Annotated in this window: 16 protein-coding genes and 1 riboswitch; of the genes, 3 read left to right on the top strand and 13 right to left on the bottom strand. The window is 47.1% G+C overall.

All coding sequences use genetic code 11. The features are described 5' to 3' along the window. Positions 1–100: 100 nt before the first annotated feature. A riboswitch (Lysine riboswitch) is annotated at positions 101–279 on the bottom strand. A gap of 71 nt (positions 280–350) precedes the next feature. The 4 genes from argH to KNP88_RS10810 form a co-directional block, all read right to left on the bottom strand. After that, complete coding sequence (argH, locus tag KNP88_RS10825) at positions 351–1,721, bottom strand: argininosuccinate lyase (protein WP_214893733.1); 1,371 nt, start codon at positions 1,719–1,721, stop codon at positions 351–353. Then, on the bottom strand, positions 1,718–2,923 hold the full coding sequence (locus tag KNP88_RS10820; RefSeq protein WP_214893731.1) for an argininosuccinate synthase: 1,206 nt from the start codon (positions 2,921–2,923) through the stop codon (positions 1,718–1,720). Before KNP88_RS10820 ends, argH begins: the two co-directional genes overlap by 4 nt. Positions 2,924–3,044: 121 nt before the next feature. Then, positions 3,045–3,473, bottom strand: coding sequence for a GNAT family N-acetyltransferase (locus KNP88_RS10815; RefSeq protein WP_029332617.1), 429 nt, complete (start codon positions 3,471–3,473; stop codon positions 3,045–3,047). Further along, the gene (locus KNP88_RS10810) at positions 3,470–4,618 is read right to left on the bottom strand and encodes an alanine--tRNA ligase-related protein (protein ID WP_214893728.1); all 1,149 of its coding nucleotides are present in this window, start codon (positions 4,616–4,618) and stop codon (positions 3,470–3,472) included. Before KNP88_RS10810 ends, KNP88_RS10815 begins: the two co-directional genes overlap by 4 nt. Before the next feature lie 127 nt (positions 4,619–4,745). Between KNP88_RS10810 and phnF the strand changes: the two genes are divergently transcribed. Then, positions 4,746–5,480, top strand: coding sequence for a phosphonate metabolism transcriptional regulator PhnF (gene phnF / locus KNP88_RS10805; RefSeq protein ID WP_088836299.1), 735 nt, complete (start codon positions 4,746–4,748; stop codon positions 5,478–5,480). A gap of 77 nt (positions 5,481–5,557) precedes the next feature. Here phnF and KNP88_RS10800 read toward each other — a convergent pair whose 3' ends face one another. From KNP88_RS10800 to KNP88_RS10780, 5 genes are all read right to left on the bottom strand, one after another. Further along, positions 5,558–6,658, bottom strand: a complete 1,101-nt coding sequence (locus KNP88_RS10800) for an LCP family protein (RefSeq protein ID WP_214893726.1) — start codon at positions 6,656–6,658, stop codon at positions 5,558–5,560. Between the two features lie 196 nt (positions 6,659–6,854). Beyond that, positions 6,855–7,613, bottom strand: coding sequence for a glucosamine-6-phosphate deaminase (gene nagB / locus KNP88_RS10795; RefSeq protein WP_214893724.1), 759 nt, complete (start codon positions 7,611–7,613; stop codon positions 6,855–6,857). A 15-nt stretch (positions 7,614–7,628) separates the two neighbouring features. After that, positions 7,629–8,768, bottom strand: coding sequence for an N-acetylglucosamine-6-phosphate deacetylase (gene nagA / locus KNP88_RS10790; RefSeq protein ID WP_088836295.1), 1,140 nt, complete (start codon positions 8,766–8,768; stop codon positions 7,629–7,631). A 165-nt stretch (positions 8,769–8,933) separates the two neighbouring features. Further along, positions 8,934–11,492: a bifunctional lysylphosphatidylglycerol flippase/synthetase MprF gene (gene mprF, locus KNP88_RS10785; RefSeq protein ID WP_214893722.1), complete on the bottom strand. Its 2,559-nt coding sequence runs from the start codon at positions 11,490–11,492 to the stop codon at positions 8,934–8,936. Continuing rightward, entirely contained in the window at positions 11,489–12,844 is a 1,356-nt protein-coding gene (locus tag KNP88_RS10780) for an MATE family efflux transporter (RefSeq protein WP_088836293.1), read from the bottom strand. Before KNP88_RS10780 ends, mprF begins: the two co-directional genes overlap by 4 nt. Before the next feature lie 97 nt (positions 12,845–12,941). Between KNP88_RS10780 and KNP88_RS10775 the strand changes: the two genes are divergently transcribed. Continuing rightward, positions 12,942–13,724 carry a CHAD domain-containing protein gene (locus tag KNP88_RS10775; RefSeq protein WP_214893720.1) on the top strand — a complete coding sequence of 261 codons (783 nt, stop codon included), beginning with the start codon at positions 12,942–12,944 and terminating at the stop codon, positions 13,722–13,724. Here the strand turns inward: KNP88_RS10775 and glsA are convergent. The 3 genes from glsA to KNP88_RS10760 all read right to left on the bottom strand — a co-directional run bounded on the left by glsA (position 13,721) and on the right by KNP88_RS10760 (position 18,291). After that, positions 13,721–14,653, bottom strand: coding sequence for a glutaminase A (gene glsA, locus KNP88_RS10770; protein ID WP_029332607.1), 933 nt, complete (start codon positions 14,651–14,653; stop codon positions 13,721–13,723). The genes KNP88_RS10775 and glsA overlap by 4 nt on opposite strands. A 194-nt stretch (positions 14,654–14,847) precedes the next feature. Continuing rightward, the gene (gene clpB, locus KNP88_RS10765) at positions 14,848–17,421 is read right to left on the bottom strand and encodes an ATP-dependent chaperone ClpB (protein WP_214893718.1); all 2,574 of its coding nucleotides are present in this window, start codon (positions 17,419–17,421) and stop codon (positions 14,848–14,850) included. A 6-nt stretch (positions 17,422–17,427) separates the two neighbouring features. Beyond that, entirely contained in the window at positions 17,428–18,291 is an 864-nt protein-coding gene (locus KNP88_RS10760; protein WP_088836289.1) for a DnaJ C-terminal domain-containing protein, read from the bottom strand. Positions 18,292–18,488: 197 nt separating this feature from the next. On the opposite strand from KNP88_RS10760, the gene KNP88_RS10755 reads away from it, so the two are divergent. After that, positions 18,489–18,680: a YwbE family protein gene (locus tag KNP88_RS10755; RefSeq protein WP_029332605.1), complete on the top strand. Its 192-nt coding sequence runs from the start codon at positions 18,489–18,491 to the stop codon at positions 18,678–18,680. A gap of 41 nt (positions 18,681–18,721) precedes the next feature. Here KNP88_RS10755 and KNP88_RS10750 read toward each other — a convergent pair whose 3' ends face one another. Beyond that, positions 18,722–19,846, bottom strand: coding sequence for a M20 family metallopeptidase (locus KNP88_RS10750; RefSeq protein ID WP_214893859.1), 1,125 nt, complete (start codon positions 19,844–19,846; stop codon positions 18,722–18,724). Positions 19,847–19,850 lie beyond the last annotated feature (4 nt).

Genomic DNA, 19,850 nt, shown 5'->3' with positions numbered 1-19,850 from the left:
TTTGTCCCGAAACAGAAAAAAACGACGGGCCGGTAGGAGCGTTCCTACGGCCCGTCGTTATCACGATCGGACAAACGAAGACAAAGTCTTTCGTTCTTTTACGTAAGATAGCGCTCCGAAACATCGGTTTCGGCAGTACAACGGATCTTAACCGTTGTACCAGCAAATGAGAAGAAGCATCTTTCTCATTCACTTCGGCGGATTTCCCCTTTCACATCACTCAGCATGCTCGCTTCAATAAATGATGTTACTGATGTCATCCGCGCCTCTATCTGTCGGTTGTTAGTTACAGTTATAGCAAACATTTTTTGTTAAATCCAGTCATTTGCTAAATTTTTTTCATTTTTCCGTTAATCCGCGAGTTTTTTCTTCGCTTGATTGAGTTGTACAGAAACAGCAGCAAAACCTGTCCCGCCGTAACTTCCTCTTCTTGCCACTGCTTGCACCGGGTCGAGGAGCGGATAAACATCTTCCGCGATGACGGAGTGGAACGTTTGATACGTTTCAAGCGTTAAATCTTTTAAGAAACAATTCGTCTGAACACAATGGAGGACCGCTTTTCCGACGATTTCATGCGCTTCCCGGAAAGGAACACCTTTTGTGACGAGATAATCTGCTAGTTCCGTCGCATTCGAGAAGTCTTGCATTGTCGCCTTCTTGAGCGCTTCTGTCTTAAACGTTGCCGATTCGAGCATTCCCGTAAAGATTTGAACGGATTGTAAAACGGTATCTGCCGTATCGAAGACACCTTCTTTATCTTCTTGCATGTCTTTATTGTAAGCGAGCGGTAATGCTTTCATCGTCGTCAGGAACCCCATCAGGTTTCCATAGACACGCCCTGTTTTTCCGCGAATCAATTCAGCAAAGTCCGGGTTTTTCTTTTGTGGCATCATGCTCGAACCCGTTGAAAATGCATCTGACAATTCGATGAATGAAAATTCTTGCGACGCCCAGATGATGATTTCTTCACAAAAGCGTGAGAGGTGCATCATGACCGTCGAAGCAATCCCGAGGTATTCAATAACGAAGTCACGGTCCGATACAGCATCGAGGCTGTTCGGATAGACGTGCTCAAATCCGAGCAGTTCCGCTGACTTGAAACGGTCAATCGGGAATGTCGTCCCGGCGAGTGCCCCCGCACCGAGCGGCGAAATCCGAATCCGTTTCAAATTATCTGTCAGACGATCTACGTCACGGTCGAACATCCAAAAATACGCGAGTAGATGGTGTGCAAGTGAAATCGGTTGTGCCCGCTGTAAGTGGGTATACCCCGGCATGACGGTTTCGATGTGTACATCAGCCTGTTCCGTAATCACCGTCTGCAAGTTGCGTAGGCTTTCGATTAAATCAACCACATGTTGTTCCATCCATAAATGTAAATCCGTCGCAACCTGGTCATTCCGACTTCTCGCTGTATGCAATTTGCCTGCGACCGGTCCGATTTGTTCCGTCAGCAACCGTTCGAGATTCATGTGGATGTCTTCGTCAGCAAGCGAATAGACATGTGTTCCAATCGAAGCTCGTAACGTCTTGAGACCCGCTTCGATTTTTTTCCATTCCGTCTCTTCTAGGATACCTTGTTGATACAACATATTGGCATGGGCGAGACTTCCTTCTAAATCAACTGCCGCAAGCTTTTGGTCAAATGAAATCGATGCCCCAAACGCTTCAGCCTGAGCGGAAGCCCCTTCTGTAAACCGTCCGCCCCAAAGTTTCGTCATTTTGTCACGCCTTCCTGCCGATGAACACTTGCGTGTGTCGCAATCGCAAGACCGTGCAATTTAATGAATCCTTTCGCTGCTTCATGATCGAACGCATCTTCTTTCGTATACGTCGCAAGCTTCTCGTCATAAAGTGACACCGGTGACTGACGTCCTGTGACCGTCGCATTCCCTTTGTAGAGTTTGACCCGTACTTCGCCCGTGACGTCTTGTTGCGTCGCTTTTAAGAATGCTTTCAGGCCTTTCGTTAACGGCGCATGGAACAAACCGTTGTAGATTGTTTCTGCATATTGTTGACTTAAAATCGGTTTGAAGTGAGCGACGTCTTTCGTCAATGTGATGGTCTCGAGTGCGACATGGGCTTTTAGCAAGACCGTTGCTCCCGGGCATTCATACACTTCCCGCGATTTGATTCCGACGAGACGGTTCTCGACGTGGTCAATCCGTCCGACACCATGTGCCCCAGCGATGATGTTGAGTTCTGTAATCAACTTCGCCAGTGGATAGACTGTTCCGTTGATTGAAGTCGGAACACCCGCTTCAAAACCGATAATGACTTCTTCTGCTTGATCCGGTGCTTCTTCCGGTGCGACCGTCAGTGCATAAGCATCTTGCGGCGGTTCTGTCCAAGGGTTTTCAAGGACACCACATTCGTTACTCCGTCCCCAAAGGTTCATATCGATTGAATATGGGCTGTCGAGATTGATTGGAATCGGGACATTGTTGTCTTTTGCATAAGCGATTTCCTCTTCACGTGACCATTTCCATTCCCGTACAGGGGCGATGACTTCCAGTGAAGGATCGAGTGCTGCGACCGAAACTTCAAACCGGACTTGGTCATTTCCTTTTCCCGTACAACCATGTGCAACGGCCGTTGCGCCATGTTGATGCGCAACTTCGACGAGCTTTTCAGCAATCAGCGGGCGAGACAGTGCCGAAATCAGTGGATACGCGCCTTCGTAGTGGGCACCGTATTGAAGTGCTGGTAAGACGAATTCATTTGCGAATTCTTCTTTGACATCAAGAACAATCGATTCGACGGCTCCGACGAGCAACGCTTTTTCCTTGATGACAGTCAAATCTTTTCCTTCGCCGACGTCCATACATAAAGCGACGACATCATATTCCTTACTCAACCATTTAATTGCCACCGATGTATCAAGTCCCCCAGAATACGCTAAAATTAATTTTTGTTTCGTCATTATTAATTCCTCCCTGATTTCGAATCCATCTGTCTGTATAAAAATTCATTATGAATTATATATATACATAGACTTTCAAAAAAAGAAACCCTTTTTGCAGGATTTCTTTAAAATTTCTCAATTAAATTTTCTTTTCCATCGTTCGGTGTGGGATGCCGGCATCATCAAATTCGTCGGACATGATGTTGTATCCTAAGCCTTGATAAAAAGGAATCGCTTGAACTTGAGCACCAAGCGTCAAGATGCTCCGACCCTCTCGTCTCGCCACACGTTCCATTGCTCGCATCAGCTCACCGCCGTAGCCTTTCCCACGTGTCGCAGCTAGCGTCGCAACACGTTCGACCTTCATCCGCTGATCGTCGTAAGGACGTGTCCGCCCTGTCGCGACAGGACGATTTTGTTCGTCAAGGACAAGCAAGTGAATCGCTGTTTCGTCATGGGTATCATATTCAAGATTACGAGGAACCCCTTGTTCTTCGACGAAGACCCGTTCGCGAATCATTCGGACTGCTTGGTGCTGCTCTGCTGTTTTTACTTGAATCACTGTCATGTTACTTGTTCCTCCTTCAATCGTTCTATGTAAGCAACTGCATCCTCATGCGTGTTGAACATCGCCTGTGCGACGTGCTCGCTACCACCACCACGTCCATTGAACGTCTTCAAATGGACTTTGGCAAATTTCCCGAGGTGGACCGGACTTGATCCTTGCATCAATAATTTTTTAGCTGATTCGTTCCAAATGAGTCCGAGACGTCCTGCTTCCGCAATCGCTTTGACTAGTTTTTCAGAGAATGGCAATGCCTCTTCAGCATGGTTTACGAAAATCCAATCCTCCGTCGACGCCAGTAGTTTATTGAGTTCCGTACGGACATGTGCGGCTTGAACTGTTTCAATCATCCGATTCAAGCGAACGACATCTTGTTTTAATTCTTCGACGGCTTGCGGCAGCTGCTCTTTTTTAGCCGATAACAATTGAGCAGCTTCACGCAAGGCACGTCTTTCCTTCGTTAACAACTCAAATGCGCGCCCTTTCGCGACGTACATCAGTCGAATATTCCCCCGAATCCGCTCCTGCCCTGTCAAGACAATCAATTCTAAATCAGCTGTCGATTCGAGGTGTGTTCCTCCACAGGCGCTATAGTCCAGTTCACCGATTTGGACGACACGAATCTTTCCTGTCACTTGGGGTGTTTTACGTAAAGGCAGTGCGAGTGCCGCCGCCTCGTCGTACTCGTTCGCCGTAATCGGTAACGCCGATGTAATGACGTGACGCAATCTTTTTTCAAGACGCGCTTGCAAGGCATCATTCCATTCACCTGCTTCAATATCTAGTGTCGATTCTTCAGAGCCCGTCCGAAAACTTAATGTCTTGATATTGAACTCGTCCTGTAAAATCGCTGAGATTACGTGTTGCGCCGTATGTTGTGCCGCATGATCCGTCCGAACGGCGTCATCGATGACGCCCGTAACAGTACCTTCGATTTTTTGATCAACTTGATGCCACACGATACCGGCTTTAAGTTGAACGTCACGAACCTTCAAATCGTTTAATGTCCCTCGATCCGCCGGCTGTCCGCCACTCTCCGGATAAAAATAACTTTCTTCTAAAGCAACCCAGTATCCGTGTTCTTCTTTAACATCCGTCACGCGTGTCACGAACTTTCGGACCGCAGGATAAATTTGCTCCAGTCGCATGTCTACCCCACCTTTCTCAATCTATTCATTTGCTATTATGCCATATTTCGCCTAGTATCGTTTGTCGACTTGTCCATTTCCTAGTACACTAGATGAAAGACTATCGACCGCGAAGGGACGAAATGCCGTGATTCAGCACATCAATAAAAATTCACCACTCCCCATCTACTATCAAATTGAAGCTGCATTAAAACAACAAATCGAAGGCGGGGTGTTGCAACCCGGCGATTTAATTCCTTCTGAACGCGAATTTGCTGAAGCCCATCAAATTAGCCGGATGACCGTCCGCCAAGCCATCACGAATCTTGTCAACGCCGGCTATTTGATTCGTCAAAAAGGACGCGGCACATTCGTTGCGAATAAAAAAATCGTCATGCAATTATCTGGACTGACAAGCTTTTCGGAAGAAATGGAACATTTAGGGCTCGAACCTGCAAGCGAATTGTTGTCGTATCAGATGATTGCTGCCGAAATGACGATTGCCAATAAACTCGGAATTCGTGAAGGCGCGACCGTGTATGAATTGAAACGACTCCGGATCGCTGATGAACAAGCGCTTGCGCTCGAGACCGTCTATATTCCGGAACAGTTGTTACCTGGATTGAATCAGGATGTTGCGACGGCGTCACTCTATGCTTTTGCTGAAGCAAGCGGACTCAACCTCGGTCGTGCAAGCCAGACGTTCGAATCACGCCTCGCGACAAAAGAAGAAGCGCAACATCTCGGACTGACGACAGCTGCGCCCGTCTTGTCGGTTGAACAATTGACTTTCCTCGCGACGGATCAACCGTTCGAGTATGTCATTTCTGCTTATCGGGGCGATCGCTATACGTTTACTGTTGAAATGGAACGCCGCCGCTAATGTTTAATATCACAAAAAGACCCTGCCGCAAAAGCCGGCAGGGTCTTTTAAATCGTGCTCGAGCATCGAACTTGCACTTATTGAATCGTCGAATCGGTTTCTGTCGTTTGGTCCGTTTCCGCCGGTAACTCTGTTTCATCTTTAATCGGCGCAACTTCTTGCCCTTGCATGGCTTGCGCTAAATTATTTTTGACGAGTTCTAACTGATTCGGATCCAGATGATACTCCCATTTCCCACTGATTCCGATATAGCCTTCTCCAGCAAGCTGGTACTCCGTCGTATTTTGTAAAGCTGTCGTGAAGTCCGCGAGACGCGTGTAGTCATTTGGACCGAGATTTGTCTCAACATTGTCTCCGACCGCGTTCAAAATATCACGGTATGCACCGAGTGAGCGGAAGCTTGCGGCTTCTTTTGCAACAGCTTGGATGACTTGCATTTGCTTTTGTCCACGACCGATGTCACCGAGTGGATCATCATGTCGGTTACGAACATAAGCGAGTGCTTGTTCTCCCGTCAGGTGCTGCATCCCTTTTTTCACGGTAATCGTATCTGCTTTACGTGCAGAATCTTGTTCTTTAAATGCATAACGGACGTCAAGATCGACACCGTTTAATGCATCGATCAATTGAACGAATCCTTGGAAATTTACTTTGACGACATGATCAATTTGAATCCCAAGAAGATTCTCCGTTGTCTCACGCGCTAACTTAATCCCGTTGTATGAGTTCGATTGATCCATCGAACCAAAATAATGCGCGTGGGTAATCTTATCTTGTTCGACCCCTGTTTTTCCATAAGGTACATCATAGTTCGAGTAGTCGATGTTGACGAGTGAATCACGCGGAATACTCGTTAAAACGAGTTGCTCCGACTCTTTATTCAAGATACCGACAATCATGACGTCAGAACGTGCCGGTTCATTCCGATCTTTACTTGCTTTTGTTTCATCGGTTCCTAAAATCAAGAAGGATTCAGACGGGACATCATCATATTTTGAACTCACTTTTGAGCCGGGGATTGTAATCTGTGTTTTTGCTAAAGTTTCTTGTGTTTTTATAAAAACCGCTCCAGCATAACCAGAACCAATCACTGTTAGAAGTAATAAAAGTGCTGCTATCACTTTTATGAACATCTTACCAGCGCTCGGTTGCCTCTTTCTTGCTGATCTCGTTTGCATGTTCAAGCCCTCATTTTCACGTAAATTTTCTGTAAAGTGCGCTAATCTCCATTATCCCTACATTTACTGAAATGTCAATTTACGATTCGATTAAACTATGACGCTTGCAACACCATGCACTAAAGACATCGTATCTCCTAGCGAAAAAAGAGGTCCGGGAAACCGCATAGCGGAATCACGTACCTCCTGTAGTCAATCATTTTATAGAATTCGTATAGGCTGCGCGTCCAGTACGTTTCGCTTCTTCAGACAATAAGGCGGCAGCTTCCTCATCCAGGACAATCATCACGTCAGCATGACGTTGGAGAATCGTCGCCGGACAATCGGTCGTCGCCGGACCTTCCATCATATCGCGCACGGCTTCTGCTTTTCTGGCACTAGAGGCTACGAGCAAGATTTTTTTCGCTTCCATGATTGTACCGAGCCCCATCGTGATTGCATGTGACGGAACATCTTCTAACTTGTCGAAGAACCGCTGATTCGCTTCACGCGTCGATTCTGTCAACTTCGTTACGTGGGTCGTCGCGTCAAATGAGGTGCCGGGTTCGTTGAAGGCAATATGTCCGTTCGAACCGATTCCAAGCAATTGAAGATCGACACCAAGCTTACGAACCAGGTGTTCGTAACGTTCACTTTCTGCATGGGCATCTTCCGTGTCTCCGAATGGAAGATATGATGTCTTGAAGGCAACTGCATTAAACAGATGTTCCTTCATGAACGTGTGATAACTTTGCGGATGCGTCGGGCTAAGTCCGACATATTCATCAAGGTTGACCGTCGTCACGTGCGAACAGTCTAATGTATCTTGACACCACTCTTCATAAACGCCGACAGGCGAACTCCCTGTCGCCAGCCCAATCGTCAACCCTTCCTCTTGCCGTTGAATTTCATTTTTGAGAAGTTGATACGTGACTTGTGCCAATTCTTCAGCCTTTTCGACAATCATCCATTTCATAAAAATAGACTCCCTTCATTTTTTAAATGTATGGACTGCTCCACGATGAATCGTCCGCTCGACAAATAATGATTCATCTAACACAACGAAATCAGCATCTTTACCAATCTCGAGCACCCCTTTTTTCGTCAGACCAAATTCTTCTGCCTGATTGATTGAAGTCATCCGTACCGCTTCTTCAAGGGAACACCCTGTAAAGGCAATAATATTCCGGAGCGCTTGATCCATCGTCAGGACACTTCCGGCTAAATTTCCGCTCGCTAGTCGCGCTGCTCCATCTTTTACGTCGACCGCTTGGCCACCGAGCTCATACTGACCTTCTGGTAAGCCTTTTGCCCGCATCGCGTCCGTGATGACGGTCAACCGGCTTGCTCCTTTCATCCGGTACGCAAAATCAACCATTTCTTTTGCACTATGAATCCCGTCCGGAATGATTTCCGCACGAACCGCTGGATTGAGTAGACAGTATCCGACTGTTCCCGGCTCGCGATGATGCAGTGCCCGCATCTGATTGTACAAGTGTGTCCCGTGGACGACGTTCCCTTGCTCATTCTGCTCGTATGTTGCGTCGGTATGGCCGGCTGACGGAACTGCCCCCGTCAGACGGACCGCTTCTTCAAATGCCCGCGCTCCCGGTCGTTCGGGTGCATAGGTGACGAGTTTAATCTGACCACCTGCTGCCTGCTGCCACTTTAAAAATTGTTCGACGTCCGGCTCAACGATATAGTCGAGTGGTTGGGCACCCGCATAATCCGGATTAATAAACGGTCCCTCGAGATGAATGCCTTCAATCGTCGTTGTCTCGGTTTCCATCACTTGCCGCGCCGCCTCGAGTGCGCGCGTAATTTGACTCCAGTCTTGTGTGATCGTCGTCGCAAAAAAGGACGTGACACCTTCCGCTAACATCGCTTGACTAAGACGCATTAAGCCTTTTTTATCGGCGTCCATCGTATCGACGTCATATCCCCCATGAATATGAACATCGATCATTCCTGGAATCAATTGCTTCCCTTCTAAATCAAGTACCCCTTCTTCCGCCACTGGTACATACTTCGTCATATCGCCTAGCTCGCTGATCGTCTCTTCAAACCGAATGAATCCCTTCTCTATCACGGTCTGACCCGTATAGATGTTCGCATTGATGATGACAGTCATATCTTCGCTTCCTTTCTTACTTTGCCTCAAGAGTCGTTTCTCTCTGTTTAGTATAACGCCTCTATTTCTAGTTGTATAGACCTTTATACATTTGTTTAATAAAAAAAGAAGATTCCATACATTCATTGGAATCTTCCCTGATTGATAAACGCGTAATCCTCACCGTCATGGCAATAACACACGGTCTTTCTTTTTAGAAATGAGACGTGTCACTTTTAAAATCGCAATCGTCAACGATTGACGTTTGCGATACGCCAAGTAACGTCCTTCCCACTTTGGATCATATTTTTCTTTGTAGCGTCTTAGGCCTGTAAAGCTATACATGTAACGAATGTTATTGAAGACGTCAGCCGCGACACGTTCTTGCCAAAATGACGTTTCGTCTTCTCCAACGGCAGACAGTGGTGCCATTCCCATATTGAACGTATGATAGCCTGCTTCTTTTGCATACTCAAACAAACGGATGAACATCGCATCCATAATCCCATTCGGTCCATCAGGACGGAAGCGCATCAAATCGATTGATAAGACACCGTCTTGATAAGCAGGCATGAACGTCATGAAGCCAAGCAAGTCGCCTGCCGCGTCACGCATGATTCCCACGGGTGCTTGATTCAAATAGTCTGACTGAAAGTATCCGAGTGAAAATCCTTTTTCTACTTTGTTCCCTAACCAGTCATCTGATACGTCACGTAACGATGTAAGTAAGGCATTTGAAAATGGCGGTTTTACAACTTCAAACGTCATGCCTTCTCGTTCAAAACGATTTTTAATGGAACGTAGTCCAGCTCGCTTCTTACCAGAAACCGTAAATGTCGTAATATCAACAATTGCTTCTTCACCTAACTTAAAAAAGTTAAAACCAAAATCATGATACAGGGACATGTTTTGCGCCTGAATCTGATAGATGTTCGGAATGTAGCCCAAATCCTCGACGCGGCGTAGAAACGTACCAATCAATTGCGAATGTTCATCCGGGTTCCCACTCGGGTCACCCAACACAATAATCCGATTTCCCGTCTGACTGAATTGAAGAAATGCCCGACCCGATTCTGAGAAGAAAAATCGTTTATCCCCTAAAAAAGCCAAATGACTCAAGTAGTTTCCGCCTTCTTCCGTCAACGTCTGACGGACTTTCGTTTCATCAAAAGCCTCTCCGAGGACCGGATGGTTAAACGTGTTGAACAGGCGAATGAACACTAACAAGTAAACAAGTGCAAAAATCGTTGCACTTGCTGCAAACATCGAAATTTCATGAGACGGATACACTTCCGTTCCGTCTGCAGACCCTAACGTATAAAACGTATACCCGAAGAAAACAAATCCACCGAGGTAAAGTATCCCGGCCAACGATGCACGCATTAACCGCATCGTCGTAATCAGCGTCCGCTCGCGGTGGAAAGATTTTGCCGAAACCGTCAGCAAAATGAGCACAACGAGAACCGCAAAAAGCGAGATTAAGTTGAATCCTCGTAAGGCCATCCCAATCAGTGCGAAGAATGATGTCCCGTATACCATATAGAGCGAACGTTTCGTCCGTCGATATAACGAGGGTGCCAGTAAGACGAATAATAACCCGCCCATCAAGAAGAAACTGTTCCCAAGTAGTAATAATTCATGCGGTAAACGGGCTTCTAGAAAATCGTATTGTGACGAGACCGGCGGTAAAATCGCAAGTCCCCAAATCGCAATACCTGCGAGCAACGTGATCAAGGCTAACGCAAAATGACGTACCTTACTTAAAAAGCGCAGTTGCAAGCGCCAAATGACTCCACCGACTTCGACGGATGGTCCGACGATCGGCTTATCTTCAATCATTTTGACAACAGGTCCACTAAATTCGCGTGCTGAGAACACCAGTCCAATCACAAAGGGCACTATGTAATAGACGAGACGGTAAATCAACAGTCCCGTCAAGACGCTTCCTTCCGCTACACCAGCGCGTTGCATACCAATCAAAAAAACCAAGTCAAACGAACCAAAACCCCCGGGAACCATCGAAATCAATCCGGCCGTCGCCGCGATGATGAATACACCGATGACTTTCGCAAAACTGACGTCCGTTCCGAGTGCCTGTAAAATTAAATAGACGACGACACCGGCACTGAACCATTCTACGAGTGAGACGAGTGAATACAGTACGATCGACGATGGTCGAATGCTACTCGCCCCGCGTCTGAACGTAAACAGGAGATATAAAGGGAAGAAAAGTGCGACACCAATGATAACGGGCCAAAGCCATTTTTTAAAATCGAGCACTTCGAACGCCGGGAAAATATTTAATAAAGACAATGCAGATAAAATCGATAGTCCACTAATCAACGTCGGCGCCATCCAGCCGATAGCCTTCAGGAGACGACTCCCTTCAACGAAAGGCCGATAAAGCGCCGTCCGAACCCCCATACCGGCAAGACCACCAAATCCGATGATTCCGTTAAACGAATTCGCAATCCACGAAGCCCGGAAGACGAGTCCGAGCGGCGCTTTGACCTCCAAAGAACGTAACAGGATGAAGTCATAAAAGAACATCGTCGCGACGGCAAGGAGACCGGCACCGACTAAAAGAATGAACTTCCATGATGGGATTTGCTGAATGGCTTGAATCGATTCATTTAAAGATAAATTTTTCAATTCACTTTGTCCTTGATACAAGATAAAGAGAATTAAAGCAATCGGTAAAATAATTTTCGCGATCGTAACGATTCGTTGTTTATTGAGCTTCATCCAACAACCTCCTTTGACTTCTTGACGAGATAGACCAATCGTAAGAGCAATAACGTTGCTCCGACCGCAAGACCAATAATGAGTCCCCACCAGTAACCGTCCGGTCCAAGTGTCGTAAACCGTTCGAAATAAAAACCGAGCGGTAAGCCAATCACCCAGTACGCCGAAATCGTCAAGATGAATGTGGCATTGACATCTTTAAAACCACGTAACGCGCCTTGAGTCGGTGCTGCGACCGCATCGGATAACTGAAAGAAAATCGCGAGAATCATGAAATGTGCAGCTAGATTGATTACTTCCGGATCATTGCTATAGAGTGCCGCGACCCGTTCATTTTGTAAGTACAAGAGTCCGCCGGAGAAGAGCGAGACAGCAATACATAATAACAGCCCAATCCAAATGTACTGGACGGCATCCTTGACGCGTTTCGCCCCAACTTCGTACCCGACAGTGATCGTCAAAGCTGACGCAGCTGACAGGGGGAGCATGTAGACGAAGGATGCAAAGTTGATTGCAGCTTGATACGCACCGATTACGACATCCCCATACGCACCGAGTAACAACGTCACGGCTGAGAAAATACTGACCTCGGAAAAAATTGCTAGTCCAATCGGCGCCCCTAAAAAGACCAGTTCCTTAATCCGAGTAAAATCCGGTTTGTAGAATCGCCGTAAAATACCGAGGCGCTGGAACAGTTCCCCTTTTAGAACAATCCCGGTAATGGCGATACACAATAACCAATATGTGATTGCCGTCGCGACCCCTGCCCCGACACCCCCCAACTCCGGAAAACCAAACTTTCCGAAGATAAAGAGATAATTGAAAGCAACATTAATGGGTAAAGAGAATAATAATAATACCATCGTGATGTTCGACTTCCCGAGAGAATCGACTAATGTGCGAAGGACAAAAAAGATAAACATCGGAATGATACCAAATCCGAGCATGATGAGATAGACACGTGCGACACGTCTTGCTTCACCGGATAATTCCATCTGATTCAAAATCGGATTGACGAACAGTAAACCGAGTACTAACGTGACAACGATGATGAGTACTGAAACGTAAAGTGCCTGAACGACGATTCGTTTGACTTCACGCTCCTTCCTTGCACCCATTGCTTGCGAGACGAGCGGCGCGACGGCTAATAAAATACCCGTCAGGCCTGTGTAGACAGGCGCCCAAAGACTTGCTCCGACACCGACACCAGCTAAATCGGCTGAGCCGTATCGTCCAGCCATGACCGTGTCAAAAAAGCTAATCAAATAAAAAGCGACTTGCGTCACTAAGATTGGAAAGAAAATTTTCATGAATTGTTGAATCTTTCCAGACAACGTAAACGTTTCTAACATGACTTCACCACATTCCAGAGCTAAGAAACGGCTCTATTTTAATCATTATTTCTATCTACTAGCTTGTTCTACGTAAAAACCGTGAGGAGGGATTCATATGAATCATCGCGATACTGAAAACTTAACGTTCGAACTACTTGAAACGTGGGCGACATTCAACCACTATGCGAAAGAAGCCCAACAGTTTAAAAATCCGGAAGATGTCCACCAAGCAAGAATCCGTCTTCGGAAATTGATTACGTTCGCTACACTTGTCGGTGAGACAGATGAACCGGTTTATCTGATTTGGAGACGACTGATGCGCGCATTTGGCGAGGTCCGTGATTTAGACGTCCAACTCGAACAACAATCTGTCACGTCACCCGTCGAGCAACTATTCGCCGAACACCTCGCGCTCCAACTCCAAGGAAAACGAGCAACGCTACTTGAAACGATGCATCTTCTCATTTCAAGCGAACTCGATAAATCCGTCCGTCGTTTCTTAGCAGGACCGCTGACAAAACGATTAAAACGGATGGATGAAAACGATTTGATTCACGCGGCAAAAAAACGATTTGATAAAAAAGCACAAAAATACGAAAAAGTGCACCATACAGAAGGACAAAAAAGAATCCAAAAGATGCACGAATTGCGTCTTGCGACAAAGTACTACCGCTATACATTAGAATACTTGCGTCCTTATACCACTCTTCCGAAGTCGACCGTCGATCGTCTAAAACGCGTTCAAACCCAGCTTGGCCAAATCAATGATACGTACAACCGGCTCGAACGGTGGCGCGCATTTACACCACCGGATGAATACCAATTGAAACGCGCAGAAGAAGTTACACGACTCGAACAAGCCTTAGTGACGGCACTGGACGAATTTTCACTCGATTAAGGGTGACGCTGGACGAGCAGCTCGAGCATTTTCGTGCCCGCGATTGAGTTTCCTTTTAAATCGAGGGCCGGTCCAAAAATACCGATTCCGAGATCTGCCATATCGAAATCACTACGTCCACAGGCCACGATGGCACCCGAGACACCACTTTTCCCGGGAAGTCCGACTTGAACAGAAAACTCACCAGAAGCATCATACATGCCGCACGTCGTCATGATCGCACGAATGATTCGCGCATTACGACGAGAGATGACTTGATGGCCGGATGGTGTTTTTCCTGACTGACTTAAAATTTTACCCATCATCGCGAGTCCTTTACAGTTCGTCAAGATTGCGCATTGTTTTGTATAGACATCGATGATTTCTTCGACATTTCCTTCAATGACTCCGTGATAGCGCATGAAGTACAGCAATGCCCGGTTCAAATCCGTCGTTTCGAATTCGGATTTTGCGACTTCCGCGTCGTACTTGACCATCTCGACTTCGATGTCGAGCAGACTCGCGATGAACTCGCGCAGTTTGAGCAGTTTATCTGCCGCATCTTCCCCAGGTAACATACTCGTCACAGCAAGCGCTCCTGCATTAATCATCGGGTTGAGCGGTTTTGTCGGAATCGTCTCCTCAAGCTTCGCAATCGAGTTGAAGGCGTCCCCCGTCGGCTCCATTCCAACTTTTGAAAAGACATAATCCTCACCAAACGTTTCGAGGACGAAGGCGAGTGTGATGATTTTAGAAACACTTTGTAACGTAAATAAAGTGTCTGCTTCACCAGCAGACACAAATGTCCCGTCGGCATTGCAAACCGCAATTCCAAGTTGCGTCGGTTCTGACTTCGCAAGCTCCGGGATATAACTCGCAACCTGTCCGAGTACTGTATAGGGACGACATTCATCAATTAATTCTTCTAGTTGTTGTTGTGTCACGTTCATGTACTTCCCTCTTCCTGTTTTTTTATAGCTTATCATGCTTTGTCAGAACGAGATATGGCAAGACGTAGTTTTGACCGTGAAAGCAAGAAGCTCGGGAAAAGTTACTGTAAAAACAACAAAAAAATCTGAACATCATCGAGATTCATGCTTTGAATGTCGACGATGCTCAGATTTTTTAACACATTGACGCTACATTAACGAATGACGAGTTCTGAACCGTCTGCGTCGATTGCGACATGCGATCCATCCTGGATCGCTCCGCTGATCAACGCCCGTGCCAGTTTTGTCTCGATCGTCCGCTGGATATAACGATTGATTGGACGGGCACCGTACTGAGGTTCGAAGGCTTCATCGAAGATCAACGTTTTGGCGGCTTCTGTCACATCAATCGTAATTTCCCGACCTGATAAACGATCTGCCATCTTCGCGACCGCTTTATCGATGATCCGCTCGATTTCTGCGCGGTGCAATGGATGGAATAAAATCGTGTCATCAATCCGGTTCAAGAATTCGGGCCGGAAATGATTTTTCAGTTCTTGACGGACAGCTTCTTCTTCGGCTGCATCGATGTAACCATCTTTGGCGGCTTCCAACAAAATGTTCGCTCCAATATTCGAGGTCATGATGACAATCGTGTTTTTGAAGTCAACGACACGTCCTTGCGCGTCCGTCAAACGACCATCGTCGAGCAGTTGAAGTAAAATATTAAAGACATCGCCATGCGCTTTCTCGATTTCGTCAAATAAGAGAACCGAGTACGGACTGCGACGGACCGCTTCTGTCAATTGTCCGCCCTCTTCGTATCCGACATATCCCGGAGGCGCACCGACGAGACGGGACACATTGTGTTTCTCCATATACTCCGACATGTCAATCCGAATGATGTGATCTTCACTGTCGAACATCGCTGCCGCAAGTGCTTTCGCAAGCTCGGTTTTCCCGACACCGGTCGGACCGAGGAAGAGGAACGAACCGATTGGCCGGTTCGGGTCCTTGATTCCGGCCCGAGCCCGGATGACGGCGTCTGATACAAGGCGGACGGCTTCGTCCTGACCGAAGACCCGTGTATGCAGCGTATCTTCGAGATGGAGCAACTTCTCCCGTTCGCCTTGCGCGAGCCGAGTGACCGGAATCCCCGTCCATTTCGAAACGATATCTGAAATTTCTTCATCTGTCACGGCTTCGCGGACTAACTCATGAGAGACGTGTTCTGCTGATTCTTCTGCTGCGTGTAACCGATTCTCAAGTTCTGGTATCTGACCATATTTGATTTCAGAAGCTGTATTTAAATCATACCGGCCTTCTGCTTCTTGTAAGGCAAGTTTTGCTTTTTCGAGATCTGCTCGCAGCTGTTGGACACCTTGTGAACTTTCTTTTTCATGTTCCCACCGTGTCCGAAGCGCACTCTCATCTTCACGCGCTGAACTTAATTCTTGTTGAAGTGCCTCAAGGCGTTTACGCGAGGCCTCATCCGTTTCTTTTTTAAGAGCTGCCTCTTCGATTTCAAGTTGCATGACCCGGCGAACGAGTGAATCAAGTTCTGCTGGCATCGATTCCATATCCGTCCGAATCATCGCGCACGCTTCATCGACTAAGTCGATTGCTTTGTCCGGCATGAAACGATCCGTAATATAGCGATCGGAGAGAATGGCCGCTGCGACTAGGGCATTATCATGGATTCTGACACCATGGTGAATTTCGAACCGTTCTTTTAATCCACGCAAAATCGAAATCGTATCTTCGACGTCCGGTTCTGCGACGAGGACTTGTTGGAACCGGCGTTCGAGTGCAGGGTCTTTTTCAATATATTTCCGATATTCATCGAGTGTCGTCGCCCCGATACAGTGCAACTCACCACGGGCAAGCATCGGCTTGAGCATGTTACCGGCGTCCATCGCCCCTTCTGTTTTCCCGGCTCCGACAATCGTATGCAGCTCATCGATGAAGAGAAGAATTTGCCCTTCCGCTTCCTTGACCTCATTTAAGACGGCTTGCAAACGTTCCTCAAATTCACCCCTGTATTTTGCACCGGCAACAAGCGTACTCATATCTAAGCTGAACAACTGTTTGTTTTTCAAGCTCTCCGGTACATCACCACGCACGATACGTTGGGCGAGTCCTTCCACGATTGCCGTCTTCCCGACACCGGGCTCCCCGATCAGAACGGGATTGTTTTTTGTTTTTCGGCTGAGTATCCGAATGACGCGGCGAATTTCATCGTCCCGACCGATGACCGGGTCTGTTTTCCCTGACCGGAAATCAGCGACAAGATCCCGTCCATATTTTTTTAAGACATCAAATGTCGCTTCAGGATTTTTAGTCGTCACTTTCCGATTACCACGCATCGCTATGATGGCTTCGCGTAATGTCTCTTCCGTCACACCTTGCCCCCGTAAATATTGTGTTGCAGGACTCGTTTGTTTCGAGAGTGCGAGTAAGAGGTGTTCGACCGAAACATACTCATCTTGCATCAAACGGGCTTCTGTTTCCGCTTCCGTCAACACGTTCAATAAAGAACTACTGATCCGTGGTGTCGAGACTTGCGCGAGCGCCGGTAATTTTTCAATCGCTTGATTGATGGCTTGTTCCATCTGATCCATCCGCTGATCGAGTTTTTCAAAGACGATCCGAGCGATTCCTTCTTCCTGTGCGATTAAAGCGAGTAATAAATGCCACTCTGTGATTTCACTATGCCGACGTTGTTTCGCAATCGCTTGCGCTGATACGATTGCCTCATGAGCACGATCCGTTAATTTCTCAAAGTCCATGTCGCATTACTCCTTTACTGATAATTGATTTTCCCATTCTTCATAAAACGTTGCATCCATCTCAGGCAACTTCACTTCTAATTGAACAAGCAAAGCACCCCGATGCCCGTCTTGATTACTTAAGCCACGATTTGGAATGCGTAGTCTTGCACCTGGTTTCGTCCCCGGCTTGACCTTTAACTTGACACGTTTTCCTTCAAGCGTATCGGCAATCACTTCGCCACCCAAGACAAACGTCGTCGGATACACACGCACCGTTGAAATGACATCCTGTTCGTGTCGACGGAACCGGTCGTCATCTTTGAGATGAATCGTCACGTAGACGTCACCCGCCACTCCACTTCGGTTACGCAATGAACTTTTTCCGCGCAAACGAACTTTCTTCCCTTCGTAGACGTCTTTCGGAAGACTCATCTGAATCGTCCCTGAAGCTAGACGAATCGTTACTTTTTCATTTGTACTGAGGTGACTGAGTGGTACCGTCAGTTCAAGTTCTTCATCCGTCGATTCTTCTTCTTGGTTAAAAAACGAACCAAACATGTCTTCAAAACCAAAGGATTGACCGCCACCGGTCGGTCGAGACTGTCGTCCATTGTATTGACGGAAGATGTCCTCGTAGTCTGCTGATTGCCCCGGACCCGCGCCAGCCATGCGTTCAAAGTCACTTCCATAACGATCATACTGCGTCCGTTTTTCTTCATCCCCGAGGACATCAAAAGCCTCCTGAATATCTTTAAAACGGCGATCTGCACTCGCCTCTTTATTGACGTCCGGGTGAAACTGTTTCGCAAGTTTCCGATACGCTCGTTTGATGTCTTGATTCGTTGCCGACTTTTCGACACCAAGCGTCCGGTAATAATCTTTTGCCATCTCACTTCACTCCTTCACTTATTAACTCTGTATCTTAATTATAAAATCGAATCGTCAATTGGTCAAATATAGTCAAACTTTTTCATCACGGCTTCTCTTCATCTTTTCACTTTACGGTTTTTCTTCAAACAAGTTTCATGAACCGACTCATGCTATACTGATACCCATAGTTATTCACAAGAAGGAGCGATAAACAAATGGATGGAAAAAAACGTGCAGACGTCAAGCCTGGACTACGTGTCAGCATCGTCTTAAAACAAGATCAGCGTACGGGGAAACGGACGGAAGGGATCGTCAAAGACTTATTGACGAAATCACCGAACCACCCACACGGTATTAAAGTACGCCTTGAAGATGGTCAAGTCGGTCGTGTCCAAGAAATTCTCTAAATAGATAAAAAGGCGTTCCCGTCGTGGAACGCCTTTTTCGATTACCGTGTCGCTAAATAACGTAATGTCGCTTCGACTAATATCTTCGCTGCGTCGACCATCGCCGGCTCTTCAAAGTCAAAGCGTGGATGATGGTGTGGATAATGTGATGCATCACCTGCGCCGGTAAAGAAGAACGTCCCTGGGACTTCCTTCAGGTAATAGGCAAAGTCTTCACCGCCCATTGTCGGATCAATTTCAAATACACTTGTATCCCCGATCACGTCGCGGGCGACAGCTTCTAAAAAACGTGTCTCAACCAAGTCATTGATGACAGCCGGATACCCTGTTTCATAGTGGAACGTATACGTCGCACCCGCCGCATCACAAATCCCTTTAATCGTCCGCTCCATCTCCGAGACGATTTTTTGAGCCACCGCCTCATCAAACGTCCGGACGGTCCCCGTCAATTGTGCCCGGTCAGCAATGACATTGAACGTATTCCCGGCATGAAGCGTCCCGATCGTCAAGACGGCTTGTTGCAGGGGATCGAGCCTACGGCTGACGATACTTTGAAGTTCTTTGACAATCGTTGCCCCGAGTAGTACCGCATCAATCGTTTCGTGCGGTTTTGCCCCGTGTCCGCCTCGACCGAACAATGTTAACTCGAATTTATCCGCCGCTGCCATGACGGGACCGACCCGTGTTCCAATCGTCCCAAGCGTCGTCGTCGACCAAAGGTGCGTTCCGAAGATGACATCGACTCCGTCAAGACAGCCGTCAGCAATCATCTCACGCGCTCCCCCCGGCACCACTTCTTCCGCATGCTGGTGAATCAAGACGACATTTCCCGTCAGCTGTTCTTTTTGACTGGCGAGAACTTCCGCGACGGCGAGTAATGTCGCGGTATGACCATCATGACCACATGCATGCATGACTCCTGGAACAGTCGAACGATAATCAACCGTTTTTTCATCTTGAATCGGTAACGCATCAAAATCTGCCCGTAATGCGACCGTTTTCCCCGGTTTTCCTCCTCGAATCGTTCCGACGACACCACGTCCTCCGACATTTCGTCGGACTTCGATTCCAAGTTCTTCGAGACGACTTGCGATATAATTCGGTGTCTCAACCTCATGAAAAGAAAGTTCAGGATGTTGATGTAAATATCGTCGGCGTTCAACCATTTCC

The sequence above is a fragment of the Exiguobacterium sp. H66 genome, assembly GCF_018618705.1.
GTDB classification, from domain to species: Bacteria; Bacillota; Bacilli; order Exiguobacteriales; family Exiguobacteriaceae; genus Exiguobacterium_A; species Exiguobacterium_A oxidotolerans.
The sequence above is the reverse complement of the archived record's forward strand: the minus strand, read 5'-3'. Positions and strand labels throughout refer to the sequence as shown.